This is a genomic window from Gemmobacter lutimaris (assembly GCF_003570715.1).
Lineage (GTDB): Bacteria > Pseudomonadota > Alphaproteobacteria > Rhodobacterales > Rhodobacteraceae > Gemmobacter > Gemmobacter lutimaris.
Genome location: NZ_QXXQ01000010.1, coordinates 18,137 through 30,767 on the forward strand (window position 1 = coordinate 18,137; position 12,631 = coordinate 30,767).

Below are 12,631 nucleotides of genomic sequence, written 5' to 3' on the forward strand. Positions count from 1 at the left end.
GGCTTTGTTCTTGTTTTTATGTCGTTATTTTCCGGCAAGTTTCTGCGCCAGAAGAAAGCCCGATCCGGCCCCGGTTCCCGCGCCGGGCCAGACGGCCGCGCCGGTAAGGAACAGGTTCCGGATCGGAGTTGACCCGTCCGCATGGGATCGGACGGGGCGGAAGAGGAAATTCTGGCTCAGATGGTGGCTGCCACAAACCTGATCGCCGCCGACCAGATTGGGGTTTTCCGCCTCCAGTTCGGCCGGGGTGACGATACGGCGCGCGAGGATCTTTGACCGGAAACCCGGCGCATAGCGTTCAAGGATGTCCAGCGCACGCTCGGCAAAGGGTTCGGCCGCCGCCGTCCAGTCGGGCGCGGCGATCTCGCCCTTCGCATCGCCCCGGATGGTGCCCGGCGCCATGCGGACCTGAAGCCAGATCACATGCTTGCCCGCCGGTGCACGGGTCGGGTCTTGCCCGGTCGGCTGCCCCACCACGAGGATCGGCTCGTCCGGCAGCAACCCCGCCTGCGCTTGCTGATAGGTCCGCGCCATCTGATCCAGCGAGGGCGCCAGATGCACATAGGCGAAATCGCGCAGCGCGCCGCCCGCCGCCCAGTCGGGCAGGTCGCTGGCGGCGATGTGGATCATCATCGTGCCCGGCGCATGGGCGTATTCGGTCATCGCCCGATCGAATCCCGGCTCGGTCCCGCCGGTCAGCTTCGGCAATGCGCGCGGCGCAACCCCGGCGACCACCGCCCGCGTCGCGGTGAAGCGGCGGCCGTCCGCCAGCGTGATGCCGGTCGCCTTGCCGCCCTGATGATCAATCCGCGCGACGCGGGCGCCGGTTTCCACGACGCCGCCTTTGGCCCGGATCATCGCTACCATGGCGCGGATGATCGTATCCGCCCCCCCGCGCCCCAGCACCATGCCGAAGGCTTGCCCTGCCATCCCCTCCAGATAGGGAAACAGCGCGCCGCCCGACACATCGGGCGCAAAATCCAGATGCATGCCCCAGGCGCCCAGCATCGCCCGCACCTTCGGGGACTCGAACGTCCGGTCCAGCCAGCGCCGCGGGCTTTCCAGCAGGAAGCGCCCCATGTCCAGCGTGCCACCCACGCCCTTGGCGCGAATCGTTTTGAACATGAACGATGCAAGTGCATACATATTCATGCGACTGCCGAGCAGGCCGAACAAATGCGGCGCCTCTGCCCCGAAACCGGCGACCAGCTCCCCCCAGCGTTTCGCGTCAGCGGCAGAGACCGCCTCGATCCGCGCCAGCGTTTCCGCCATATCGGTGCTGACACCCAGCCACGTCCCATCCGGGAACGCTGACGCGAAGGGCCGTGAAACCGGCACGAATTCAAGGCCATGGCCCTGCAATTCTGCGCCATATCTTTTGAAGAAGGCCGATCCGGCGAACAGCGACAGATTCATCGCCGCCCAGTCGTGCCTGAACCCCGGCAGGGTATATTCGCCGGTCTTGACGGCCCCGCCAGCCACCGGCGCCTGTTCAAAGACGCCGACTTTCCAACCTTTAGCCGCCAGATGCACGGCTGCGGCCAGCGCATTGTGACCCGCGCCGACCAGAATGACATCGAGGCTTTCCGCCATCGTTCTTTGCTCCCTGTCTGACAATGATATTTGCAAATGCATGTAAATCTGTCTAGAGTGATTCTCATGCGATGACCGCCGCCAGATGCGGTCGCCATTCAGGGAGATAGCGATGACTTCTCAGGCTCTTCTGGGCCAGCTCGGCCAAATGATTCTGTCGGGCGGGATCGACGTTGTGGATTGCTCGGGCGTTCTGGGCCCGGAAACGCCGCTTCTGAAACTGCCGCCGGAACTGGCCAAGGACACGCCGCCGATCAAGATCCACCGCATCAGCGAATACGATCAGGACGGGCCCTTCTGGGCCTGGAACTGGCTGGAGCTGGGCGAGCACAGCGGCACCCATTTCGACGCGCCGCATCACTGGATCACCGGCAAGGATTATTCGGACGGCTATACCGACACGCTGGACGTGCAGCGCCTGATCGCGCCGGTCAACGTGCTGGATTTCAGCAAGGAATGCGCCGAAAATCCCGACTTCCTGCTGACCATCGACCATGTGAAGGCCTGGGAGGCCGCGCATGGCGAGATCAAGGCCGGCGAATGGGTCGTGCTGCGGTCCGACTGGGATCGTTTCGCCGATGACGAGGCGAAGTTCCTCAATGCCGATGCGACCGGCCCGCATACGCCGGGACCGACCGCCGAGGTCATCGACTATCTGATCGCCAAGGGCATCGTCGGCTGGGGCAGCCAGTGCATCGGCACCGATGCGGGTCAGGCCGGTGGCATGAACCCGCCCTTCCCGGCGCATAACCTGCTGCACAAGAACAACCGCTTCGGCCTCGCCTCGCTTGCCAATCTCGACAAGCTGCCAGCGAAGGGCGCGATCCTGATTGCGGCGCCCCTGAAGATCAAGAACGGAACCGGCTCGCCCATCCGCGCGCTGGCGCTGGTGCCGAAGGCGTAACGCCATGGCGGTCGATCATGTCATCATCGGATCGGGCATCAATGCGCTGGTCGCGGCGGCGCTGTTGTCGCTGAAAGGCGACAAGGTGCTGGTGCTGGAGCGCGAGGACCGCATCGGCGGCTGCCTGCGCACAGACGAACTGATCCCCGGTTTCAGCCATGACGTGATGGCCGCCACCTTCGTTCTGTTCATGACATCCCCGGCGGGGGCCGCGCTTGGCCCCCACCTTGCCCGGCACGGGATGGACTATTGCCATTCCCCGCATCCGACCGCCGTGCTGCGCCCCGATGGCGAAGCGCTGGTGCTGACGATGGACCGGGCCGAGAATATTCGCCGTTTCAATGCCTTGGCCCAAGGGGACGGCACCCGCCACGGCGCCGATGTCGGCGCGATTGAGGCCGATGCGCCTTTCCTGTTCTCGCTGCTGGGCGGTGATCTCTGGTCTTGGCCCACGCTGAAGCTGATGCTGGGTCAGGTGCGGCGGCGCGGGCTGAAGGGCATGGCCGCATGGTTCGGCAGCGCCCTTGCCCCGGCGCGTGGCTGGCTGGAAACGCAATACCAAAGCCCGCTGGTGCAGGCGCTTTGGGCGCCCTGGGTGTTGCATTGCGGCCTGACCCCGGAAAGCGCCTATTCCGCCCAGATGGGCAAGGTCATCGCCTTCGCGCTGGAGGCGGCAGGCGCCCCCATCGTGCAGGGCGGCGCCGGACAGGCGGCGGAGGCGTTCCGCAAGCTGATCGAGGAAAAGGGCGGCACACTGCGCACACGCGCTGACGTGGCCCGCATCCTCACCACCAACGGCCGCGCAACCGGCGTGCGGCTGGCCGATGGCGAGGAGATCGCGGCGAAGAACGTGCTGGCTTCGGTCACGCCGTCGCAGCTTTGGGGCCGTCTGCTAGATGCCCCACCAGCCGAGGCCGAGGCCACCCGCGCCTTCCGCCATGGGCGCGGCGATTTCCAACTGCATTTCGCGCTGGACCGCGCGCCGGAATGGCTGACGCCCGGTCTGGATCAGGTCGCGCTGATCCACCTCAGCGACGGGATCGACGCGGTATCGCGGTCGGCCAACGAGGCAGAGCGCGGGCTGCTGCCCGCCGTGCCCACGATCTGCGTGGGCCAGCCCTCGCAACTGGACCCGAGCCGCTGCCCAGAAGGCAAGGCCGTGCTCTGGCTGCAAATCCCCGACGCGCCGCGTGTCATCAAGGGCGATGCGGCGGGCGAAATCACCGCCGGGGCCGACTGGACCGAGGCAACGCGCGAAGCCTTCGCCGACCGGATCGAGGCGATCCTGTCGCGTCACATCAAGGATTTCGCCGCGATCAAGCTTGCCCGCCGGGCTTATTCCCCCGCCGATCTTCAGGCGATGAACATGAACCTTGTCGGCGGCGACCCCTATGGCGGCAGCTGCACCATCGACCAGTTCTTCCTCTGGCGCCCCTTCGCCCACAGCCCCGGCGCTTGCCCCATCAAGGGACTCCATCATATCGGAGCCTCGACACATCCCGGACCGGGCCTTGGCGGCGGATCGGGGTTCAACGCGGCAAAGAGGCTTGGTGCATGAGTGATGATGAAACCCTTCCCCGGCTGGGCGAGATCGGGCTGACGAATTTCGCCCCCTATCTGATGAACCGGATCATGGGCCGGTATAACGCAGGCTTCCGCGACGAAATGGCGGCGCTGGGCCTGACCACGCCGAAAGCGCGGGTTCTGGCTTCGTTGGCGGTGGTGGACGGTCCGGTGATCCGCGATCTGGCAGTCTATACCGTGACCGAGCAAAGCACGCTGTCGCGGGCACTGGACCAGCTTGCCACCGAAGGGCTGGTGCGGCGCGAGGCCGACCCGCAGGACAGCCGCGCCACCCGCATCTTCATCACCGACGCCGGCCGGGCCGCCTTCGACAGCCTCTGGCCCCATATGGTCGAGGCCGAGCGCAACCTGTTCCGCGGCATCCCCGACAAGGACCGCCGCGCCTTCGTCGCCACTCTTCAACAGATGCTGGCGAACATCCGAAAACACGAATTCTGAGGCTGCCCGAAGAAGCGGCCCGTTCACCCGACAGGAGAAGTTAGGAATGAAATTCGCCGCTCTCGCCGTCGTCTCTGCCGCGCTTGTCGCGGCTTCAGCCAGCGCCGCCCCCCTGCCCGGCATGCGCGGGGTAAACCATATCGGCCTGACCGTGCCGGATCTGGCAGAGGCAGAGACCTTTTTCACCGATGCGCTGGGTTGCCAGAAAGCCATGTCCTTCGGCCCGTTCCGCGACGACACCGGCACTTTCATGCAGGATCTGCTGGATGTCGATCCGCGCGCGGTGATCGAACAGATCACGCTTCTGCGCTGCGGCTTCGGCTCCAACATCGAGCTGTTCAAATATACTGCACCGGATCAGGCCACCGTCACTCCGCGCAACAGCGACATCGGCGGGCATCACATCGCCTTCTACGTTGATGACATCGCAGCGGCGGCCGAGGATCTGAAGGCCCGTGGCATCCGCACCCTGATGGGCCCGCTGCCTGTCAGCGAAGGCCCGGCGGCGGGCCAGTCGATCCTGTATTTCTATGCGCCCTGGGGTTTGCAGATGGAGCTGATCTCCTTCCCGCAGGGCATGGCCTATGAAAAGGACGGTGGCCCTGTCCTGTGGTCGAACACCGAACCTTCCAAGTAAGAACGGAGAGCGCGAATGGCCGAACGGTCTTTCAAGGCGGAGGTAGAGCATCTGCGGCTGGGCGCCGGCCAGACCTTCACGGGCGAGGGCATCCTCGCCATCACCAAGGCGCTGCTGGAAAACGGCGTGGGCTATGTCGGCGGCTATCAGGGCGCGCCGATCAGTCACCTGATGGATGTGCTGGCCGATGCCGAGGAACTGCTGACCGAACTGGGTGTCCGGTTCGAGGCCAATGCCAACGAAGCGGCCGCCGCCGCCATGCTGGCAGCGAGCGTGCATTACCCGATCCGCGGCGCGGTGACCTTCAAGGGACCAGTCGGCGTCAACGTCGCCTCGGACGCGCTGGCCAACCTCAGCGATTCCGGCGTGAAGGGCGGCGCGCTGGTCATCGTGGGCGAGGATTACGGCGAAGGCTCCTCAATCATGCAGGAACGCAGCCACGCCTTCGCGATGAAATCGCAGATCTGGCTGCTGGACCCGCGCCCCAACCTGCCCTCCATCGTCAAGGCGGTGGGCGACGGGTTCGAACTGTCAGAGGCGTCGAACACGCCGGTCATGCTGACCGTGCGCATCCGGTCCTGCCACGTCACCGGCACGTTTGAAACCCGTGACAACCAGCGCCCTGCCCTGACCGTGCGCGATGCGCTGGCCAATCCGCAAAGCGATTTCCAGCGGGTCGTTCTGCCGCCATGGACCTATCGGCACGAGCAGGAAAAGATCGACGTGCGCTGGCCCGCCGCCGAAAAATTCATCCGCGAACGCGGCCTGAACGAGCGTTTCGGCAAGGAAGGCCCGGTCGGTCTGGTGGTGCAGGGCGGCATGTACAACAGCGTCATCCGCGCCTTGCAGCGGCTGGGCCTTGCCGATCTGCACGGCAAGACCGAACTGCCGCTTTATGTGCTGAACGTGACCTATCCGCTGGTCTCGTCCGAGTTTCTGGATTTCTGCGAGGGCAAACGCGCCGTTCTGGTGATCGAGGAAGGCCAGCCCGAATTCATCGAACAGCAGCTTGCGACCTATCTTTACCGCGCCAAAAGTAACGTGCGGCTGCATGGCAAGGACATCCTGCCGATGGCCGGGGAATATACCGGGCAGGTGCTGCTGGACAGCCTGACCGCCTTCTTCCGCGAAGAGGCTGAGGATTTGCTGCCCGGTCAGGTGCGCGCGCCGAATTTCACGGCGCCCGCCATTCCCGACCTGTCGAAAACCGTGCCGATCCGCCCGCCGGGCTTCTGCACCGGCTGCCCCGAACGCCCGATCTTCGCCGCGCTGAAACTGGCGCAGAAGGAAACCGGCAAGGTGCAGATCACGGCGGACATCGGCTGTCACCTGTTCGCCTCGCTGCCACCGTTCGAGGTGGGCGGCTCGACCATGGGTTACGGGCTTGGCCCCGCCTCCAACGCCGCGTTTGATGGTGGCGGCGAACGGCGCGCGCTGTCCATCGTGGGCGATGGCGGGTTCTGGCACAACGGCCTGTCGTCGTCGATCGGGAACATGGTGTTCAACAAGTCGGATTCCGTGGCGGTGGTGGTGGACAACTACTATTCCGCCGCGACCGGCGGGCAGGACATCCTGTCGTCCCGGGCGAAGAACGACACCAAGGCCACCAACAACCCGATTTCCCGCGCGCTGGAAGGCGTGGGGGTGAAATGGGTGCGGCAGGTCAACCGCACCTATGACGTGCCGGGGCTGAAGAAGCTGTTCATCGAGGCGCTGACGACCGAGGAGAAGGGGCCGAAGGTGATCGTCGCCTCGTCGGAATGCATGCTGAACAAGCAGCGCCGCGAAAAGCCCCTGCGCGCCAAGGCCATCAAGGAAGGTCGCCGGGTCGAGGCACCGCGCTTTGGTGTCGATGAGGCCGTCTGCACCGGCGACCACGCCTGTATGCGACTGTCGGGCTGTCCCTCGCTGTCCCTGAAAACGCTGGATGATCCCCTGCGCGACGATCCAGTCGCCAGCATCGACCAGACCTGCGTCGGCTGCGGCAACTGCGGCGAAGTGGCGGATGCCGCCGTGCTGTGCCCCAGCTTCTACCGCGCCGATGTGGTGCATAATCCCGGCGCATGGGAAAGCCGCTGGGCCGCCTTCCGCGCCCGCGTCATCGGCTGGCTGCAATCGCGCCGCGCCGCCGGCCGCCTGACTTTCGGAGAAACCGCATGACCGTGCAGCAAAGCCTTGCGCCCCGCCAGCCCGACCCCGCGCTGGGGCAGATCATCAAGCTCGCCTGTCTGGCCGTCGGTGGCCAGGGCGGCGGTGTGCTGACCGGCTGGATCGAGGATCTGGCCCGCGCCAATGGCTATGCGGCGCAGGCGACCTCGGTCGCCGGGGTGGCACAGCGCACCGGCGCGACGATCTACTATGTCGAGATGGCCCCCTATAGCGGCGGGCCGATGCCGGTGTTTTCGCTCGCCCCCGCCTCCGGCGATGTGGACATCATGATCTCGGCCGAGATGATGGAAGCCGGGCGCGCCATCATGCGCGGCTTCGTCACGCCGGACCGCACGACGCTGATCGCCTCCACCCACCGGGCACTGGCCGTGTCGGAAAAGATGGTGCCCGGCAATGGCATCGCCTCGTCCGAGGAGGTGCGCGCGGCGGCCGAAGTCGCGGCGCAGCGGCTGATCCTTGCGGATTTTGAAGGTCTGGCGGTCAAGGCCGGGTCGGTGATCTCGGCCAGCCTCTTCGGCGGTCTCGCCGGATCGGGCGCCTTGCCCTTCCCGCGCGAGGCGTTCGAGGAGGCGATCCGTGCAGGCGGCAAGGGGGTGGAGGCCAGTCTCCGCGCCTTCGCCGTGGGTTATGAGGCCGCGCAGGCCGGTGTCGCACCGGCACCCGTGGCAGCGCCCAAAAACCATGCGCAGATCGTGCCGCAGGGCAGTGCCAAACTTCAGGCCGAATGGAACCGCCTGACCGGCCGCATCGCCGCCCTGCCGACTGAAGTGGCCGAACTGGCGCTACCCGGTCTGCGCAAGGTGGTGGAGTTTCAGGATCTCGCCTATGGCGCCGCCTATCTGGACCGGCTGGAGCCGCTGGTCCGGCAGGATCGGGCCGACAAGGCTCATGCCTTCAGCCGCGAGGCCGCGAAATACCTAGCCAATGCCATGGCTTACGATGATGTGATCCGCGTCGCCGACCTCAAGACGCGGGGCGAGCGCTTCAGCCGCATCCGCCGCGAGATGGGCGCGAAAGACGGCAACCTTCTGCATCTGACCGAATTCATGCACCCCGGCCCGGCCGAGATCGCCGGTATGCTGCCCGCCGGCATCGGTCGCAAGGTGCAGGACAGCCCGGCATGGATGGCCCGTCTGGACCGCTGGTTCAACAAGGGCCGCCGCGTCCGCACCGACACCATGCCCAGCTTCCTGATGCTTTACGTTCTGGGCGGTATGCGCGGGTGGCGGCTGAAATCGCTGCGCCATGCCGAGGAAATGGCGCATCTTGACCGCTGGATGGCACGGGCGACGGCGGTGCTGGGGCAGAATTACGATCTGGCGGTGGAAATCGTCAAATGCCGCCGACTGGTGAAGGGTTATTCCGACACCCATGCGCGCGGCCAGTCGAAATTCGACCGCGTGCTCGCCGGGATCGCGCTGGTTGAATCGCGTGAGGATGCCGCCGACTGGGCCCGCCGGTTGCGCGAGGCGGCGCTGCTGGATGAAGAGGGCAAGGCGCTGGATGGCGCGATCGACACAATTCGCAGCTTCGCCTGAAGTTTGCACTGGAAACAGAAAAGGCGCCCCGCAGGGCGCCTTCGTCATTTCAACGGCGAAAGCCGGTGAAAGCGCCGCTGTTCATACAGCAAGGGCGGCCCGTCCGCGCTCCGCATCTCGACGATATGCCCGATGAAGATGATGTGGCTTGCCGCCTCCACCACCTCGGCCACGTCGCAGGACAGCGAGACCGTCGCATCCGCCAGCACCGGAAGGCCACGGCTGTCGGCCTGCCAGTCGCCTTCGGTGAACTTGTCCTCTCCCGTCACGCCACCGACCCCGGCAAAGCGCAGCGCCAGTGCGTCGGCGGCGTCTGACAGAAGGTTCACGTTGAACCGCCCGTCCTCGCCCACCGCCGCGCAGGTGCCCGTCGCACGGTTCAGGCAGACCAGCACGCTGGGCGGCTCGGCCGTCACCGAACAGACGGCGGTGGCGGTGATGCCGCGCCGTTCCGCCCCGCCCAGCGCGGTGACAATCGTCACCGCACCCGGAAAGCGCCCCATGGCGCTGCGAAAGCTGTCGGGATCGACCACACCCATCACGCCGCCCTCAGGTCCGCCAGATAGCTGCCCGCTGCCTGCGGATCGGCAAACCACGGGAAGAAATCGCGCGGATCGTCAAACCCGTTGGCGATGCGATGCGCCAGACGCGGCTCGGCGCAGGCGGTGCCCATGATCTCCAGAATGTAGGGCGGGGGCGGCAGCAGCATCATGTTGGTCCAGCTCACCACCCATTGCGCATAGTCCCAATAGGCGTCGAAGGTGCCCTGCATCCAAGTCTCGTCAAAGGCGCCGTCGCCATGGGCGAGGATGCGCTTCAGATAGACCGCCGCCGCCTTTGAGGCATTGTTGGACCCCTGCCCGGTGATGGGGTCGTTCAGGCAGACCGCATCGCCCAGACCCAGCACCTTGCGCCCCGAAGGCAGCGTCGCCACCGGATGCCGCACGGTCGGCGCGAACCGCCCGGAAAGGATGCCGTTGTCATCGGTCAGCGCGATGTCGCGGCAGCGTTCTGCCTCCCACGGCAGGAAGGTTTCAAGGATCTGTTTCGACATCGCCAGATGCGCCTCGGGCGTCTTCACATCGCCCCAGCAATCCATCGGGCCGCCGGGGATACCCTCGAACACCATGATCTCGCAGGGGCCGGTGGTGGTCAGCGCCGGGAAGACGAAATATTCACCCACACCGGGGATCAGGTTGAAACAGACAGCCGAATGGTCAGCGCGCGGGGTCATGCCGGTCACATAGGTCAGCGCCAGCGCCCGCATCGGCTTGTCATAGGCCGATTTCACCTCATCGCGGGAGAACAGCTTGCCGATCTCGCCCTTGCCCGAAGCCACGATCACCAGATCGTCGGTGCGGGTATAATGCTCCAGCTCGGCGATCCCGGCGTCGGCGATGACCATCTGGCCGCCCAGCCGAGTGAACTCGGCCATCCAGCGCGGAATCTTCACGCGCTGATCCACCGAATAGGCATTGCGATCCAGCCGCCCGGCCCAGTCCACCGCTTTGCCCGACCCATCCGGCGCCGGCACGGCAAAGCTGATGCCCTCGACCGGCGGGCAGGTGTCGGACCAGAAGTCGATGCCCAGATCGCGCTCGTTCTGCACGGCGGTATGGAACATGCATTGCGACGACAGCACCCGGCCCGAGGCGATATCCTCCGCCGTCCGGTTCTGCACGATCCGCACCTGATGCCCGGCCTTCAGCAGCCCGATGCCCAGTTGCAGCCCCGATTGCCCGCCGCCAATGATGGTGATTTTCCGCATTTTTATCTCCCTGTCTTTATCTTGGTTCAAATATCCCCGCCGGAGGCAGCCGACGGGCCAGCCCGGCGCCTATTCCATGAGTTTCGGGATGGCGGGCACCGCCTGTTCCGGCCCCATCGCGGTGTAGCCGCCGTCCACGCAAAGGTCGGTGCCGGTGATGAAGCTCGCCTCGTCCGACAGAAGGAAAGCCACGGCGCTCGCCACTTCCTCGGGATCGCCGGTGCGGCCAAGCAGGTGGAAGGGCGCGGCCACGCGGTCGGTCTTGGCACGGTCGCCGCCGGTGAGCTGATCCATGATGTTCGACCAGGTCCAGCCGGGCGAAACGGCATTGACCCGGATGCCCTCGGGCGCCAGATCCATCGCCTGATTGCGGGTCAGTTGCAGGATGGCCGCTTTCGACACCGGGTAAAGCCAGCGCCCGGTCTGCGCCACCCGCGACGAGATTGACCCGAAGTTGACAATGGCCCCCTTGTTTCGCGCCAGCTCCTCGCGCGCGGCCTGCATCAACATGACGGACCCCACGATGTTCACATCCAGCGCCTCAAGCCATTCGGCACGCGGGCTTGCGGCACCGTTATCCAGATAGGAGCAGGCGACATTGACCAGAAAGTCGATACGGCCAAAGCGTTTCTTCGTCGCCGCGACCAGAGCCGCGATGTCCGCGTCGCTGCGCAGGTCGCAACGGCAATAGCCCAGGTCCGCGGCATCAGCGCCCGTTTCGGCCAGATCCGCCACCATCACCCGGCAGCCCTCGGCGCGCAGGCGTTCAACCACCGCCTGACCGATCTTCGTCGCGCCTCCCGGCACGATGGCCGTTTTTCCCTGCAATCCGCGCATGGCATTCTCCCCGTTTGTTTTGAATTTGAAGCAGCCTCCGGCAGCGCGCCCGCGCCCGCTATCCGCCAAAAGCGCGGACTATCCGCAAAACGAAAAAATCGACGGGAATGCTGCGCGTAGGCGCCCAAAGCGTGTTACGCTTCGCCATGGAGGGCACCCGATGCTGGACCATGCGCCGCGGCCGCTGGCCGCGCATCTCTTGTTCGAAAGCCGCGATCTGGACGAGGCGCGGGACAAGGTTGCGCGCGTGTTCTGCCCGCATCGACTCGATACCGTGCGCGGCCACTTTCACGCCCGCCAGCACCATCTTCCGGGCGAGAAGCTGTCGCTGAACTACATCGAATACGGCGCGAAGACGATGATCGCGCCGGGCGCGCTGCGCGATTTCTATCTGGTGCAGATCCCGCTGTGTGGCGGGGCGTCCATCGTCAACGGCGGCGACCACTACACCAGCGATCCGGGCCGCGCGGCGGTGCTGAACCCCCATCGGGAAACCACGATGATCTGGGAGGAAGGCACCCGGCAGGTCTTGTTGCGCATCGACCGGGCGGCGATGCAGTCGCATCTGTCGCGCCAGCTTGGCGCCCCCGCATCGGCGCCGGTCACCTTTCAGGGTGCGCTTGATCTGCGCAGCGGGGCGGGGGCGGCGCTGCGGCGGCTGGTGCTGTGGCTGGTGGCCGAGGCGGATGACGGCGCGGCGCCCCTGACCGGGCTGATGGGGCGGCAACTGGAGGAAACGCTGCTTTCCGGCCTGCTGGGCGCGCATCGCCACGATTATGCCGCGCATCTGGGCCGCAGCCGTTCCGCGCCGCGACCCCGCCACCTGAGGCTGGCCGAGAGCTTCATCGAGGCGCATCTGGATCAGCCGATCACGCTGGAGGATGTGGCCGAGGCCGCGGGGACCAGCGCGCGCAACCTGCAACTCGCCTTCCGCCAGTATCGCGGCACCACGCCGCTGGCCTTCTGGCGAGACCGGCGGCTGACGCGCGCGCATGCCGATCTGATTGCCGCTGTGCCCGGAACCCGTGTCACCGATGTGGCCCTGCGCTGGGGGTTCGCGCATTTCGGCCGCTTCGCCGAAAGCTATCGCCACCGCTTCGGCCTGACCCCGCGCGATACGCTGCGGGCGGCGCTGGGGCCGGGTTATCAGGATTGAAACGCCG

Annotated in this window: 11 protein-coding genes; 7 read left to right on the plus strand and 4 right to left on the minus strand. The window is 66.0% G+C overall.

Annotated features, from left to right (window positions below):
• Positions 1-24: 24 nt before the first annotated feature.
• Complete coding sequence (locus D2N39_RS15770; protein WP_119135747.1) at positions 25-1,593, minus strand: phytoene desaturase family protein; 1,569 nt, start codon at positions 1,591-1,593, stop codon at positions 25-27.
• A gap of 112 nt (positions 1,594-1,705) precedes the next feature.
• Between D2N39_RS15770 and D2N39_RS15775 the strand changes: the two genes are divergently transcribed.
• From D2N39_RS15775 to D2N39_RS15800, 6 genes are read left to right on the plus strand one after another with little or no spacing between them, the layout of a single operon-like run.
• Complete coding sequence (locus tag D2N39_RS15775) at positions 1,706-2,497, plus strand: cyclase family protein (RefSeq protein ID WP_119135748.1); 792 nt, start codon at positions 1,706-1,708, stop codon at positions 2,495-2,497.
• Positions 2,498-2,501: 4 nt separating this feature from the next.
• Positions 2,502-4,055 carry a phytoene desaturase family protein gene (locus D2N39_RS15780; RefSeq protein ID WP_119135749.1) on the plus strand — a complete coding sequence of 518 codons (1,554 nt, stop codon included), beginning with the start codon at positions 2,502-2,504 and terminating at the stop codon, positions 4,053-4,055.
• Positions 4,052-4,519, plus strand: coding sequence for a MarR family winged helix-turn-helix transcriptional regulator (locus tag D2N39_RS15785; protein ID WP_119135750.1), 468 nt, complete (start codon positions 4,052-4,054; stop codon positions 4,517-4,519). Before D2N39_RS15780 ends, D2N39_RS15785 begins: the two co-directional genes overlap by 4 nt.
• 46 nt (positions 4,520-4,565) lie before the next feature.
• Complete coding sequence (locus tag D2N39_RS15790) at positions 4,566-5,156, plus strand: VOC family protein (protein ID WP_119135751.1); 591 nt, start codon at positions 4,566-4,568, stop codon at positions 5,154-5,156.
• Positions 5,157-5,171: 15 nt separating this feature from the next.
• Positions 5,172-7,316 (plus strand): thiamine pyrophosphate-dependent enzyme, encoded by a 2,145-nt coding sequence (locus D2N39_RS15795; protein ID WP_119135752.1) that lies wholly within the window; start codon positions 5,172-5,174, stop codon positions 7,314-7,316.
• A complete protein-coding gene (locus D2N39_RS15800) occupies positions 7,313-8,863 on the plus strand; it encodes an indolepyruvate oxidoreductase subunit beta family protein (protein WP_119135753.1) in 1,551 nt (516 codons plus the stop codon). The genes D2N39_RS15795 and D2N39_RS15800 overlap by 4 nt, the downstream gene beginning before the upstream one ends.
• Before the next feature lie 44 nt (positions 8,864-8,907).
• On the opposite strand, the gene D2N39_RS15805 is transcribed toward D2N39_RS15800, so the two are convergent.
• From D2N39_RS15805 to D2N39_RS15815, 3 genes are all read right to left on the minus strand, one after another.
• Positions 8,908-9,402, minus strand: a complete 495-nt coding sequence (locus tag D2N39_RS15805; protein WP_119135754.1) for a flavin reductase family protein — start codon at positions 9,400-9,402, stop codon at positions 8,908-8,910.
• A complete protein-coding gene (locus D2N39_RS15810) occupies positions 9,402-10,631 on the minus strand; it encodes a styrene monooxygenase/indole monooxygenase family protein (protein WP_119135755.1) in 1,230 nt (409 codons plus the stop codon). Before D2N39_RS15810 ends, D2N39_RS15805 begins: the two co-directional genes overlap by 1 nt.
• Before the next feature lie 69 nt (positions 10,632-10,700).
• Positions 10,701-11,468 carry an SDR family oxidoreductase gene (locus D2N39_RS15815; RefSeq protein ID WP_119135756.1) on the minus strand — a complete coding sequence of 256 codons (768 nt, stop codon included), beginning with the start codon at positions 11,466-11,468 and terminating at the stop codon, positions 10,701-10,703.
• 160 nt (positions 11,469-11,628) lie between these two features.
• Here D2N39_RS15815 and D2N39_RS15820 point away from each other — a divergent pair, with 160 nt between their 5' ends.
• Positions 11,629-12,624: an AraC family transcriptional regulator gene (locus D2N39_RS15820; RefSeq protein ID WP_158589854.1), complete on the plus strand. Its 996-nt coding sequence runs from the start codon at positions 11,629-11,631 to the stop codon at positions 12,622-12,624.
• Positions 12,625-12,631 lie beyond the last annotated feature (7 nt).

What these genes read in the sequence shown, in the direction of transcription:
- D2N39_RS15770 (WP_119135747.1), bottom strand. Translation starts at nt 1,593, where the DNA reads ATGGCGGAAAGCCTCGATGTCATTCTGGTCGGCGCGGGTCACAATGCG.
- D2N39_RS15775 (WP_119135748.1), top strand. Translation starts at nt 1,706, where the DNA reads ATGACTTCTCAGGCTCTTCTGGGCCAGCTCGGCCAAATGATTCTGTCG.
- D2N39_RS15780 (WP_119135749.1), top strand. Translation starts at nt 2,502, where the DNA reads ATGGCGGTCGATCATGTCATCATCGGATCGGGCATCAATGCGCTGGTC.
- D2N39_RS15785 (WP_119135750.1), top strand. Translation starts at nt 4,052, where the DNA reads ATGAGTGATGATGAAACCCTTCCCCGGCTGGGCGAGATCGGGCTGACG.
- D2N39_RS15790 (WP_119135751.1), top strand. Translation starts at nt 4,566, where the DNA reads ATGAAATTCGCCGCTCTCGCCGTCGTCTCTGCCGCGCTTGTCGCGGCT.
- D2N39_RS15795 (WP_119135752.1), top strand. Translation starts at nt 5,172, where the DNA reads ATGGCCGAACGGTCTTTCAAGGCGGAGGTAGAGCATCTGCGGCTGGGC.
- D2N39_RS15800 (WP_119135753.1), top strand. Translation starts at nt 7,313, where the DNA reads ATGACCGTGCAGCAAAGCCTTGCGCCCCGCCAGCCCGACCCCGCGCTG.
- D2N39_RS15805 (WP_119135754.1), bottom strand. Translation starts at nt 9,402, where the DNA reads ATGGGTGTGGTCGATCCCGACAGCTTTCGCAGCGCCATGGGGCGCTTT.
- D2N39_RS15810 (WP_119135755.1), bottom strand. Translation starts at nt 10,631, where the DNA reads ATGCGGAAAATCACCATCATTGGCGGCGGGCAATCGGGGCTGCAACTG.
- D2N39_RS15815 (WP_119135756.1), bottom strand. Translation starts at nt 11,468, where the DNA reads ATGCGCGGATTGCAGGGAAAAACGGCCATCGTGCCGGGAGGCGCGACG.
- D2N39_RS15820 (WP_158589854.1), top strand. Translation starts at nt 11,629, where the DNA reads ATGCTGGACCATGCGCCGCGGCCGCTGGCCGCGCATCTCTTGTTCGAA.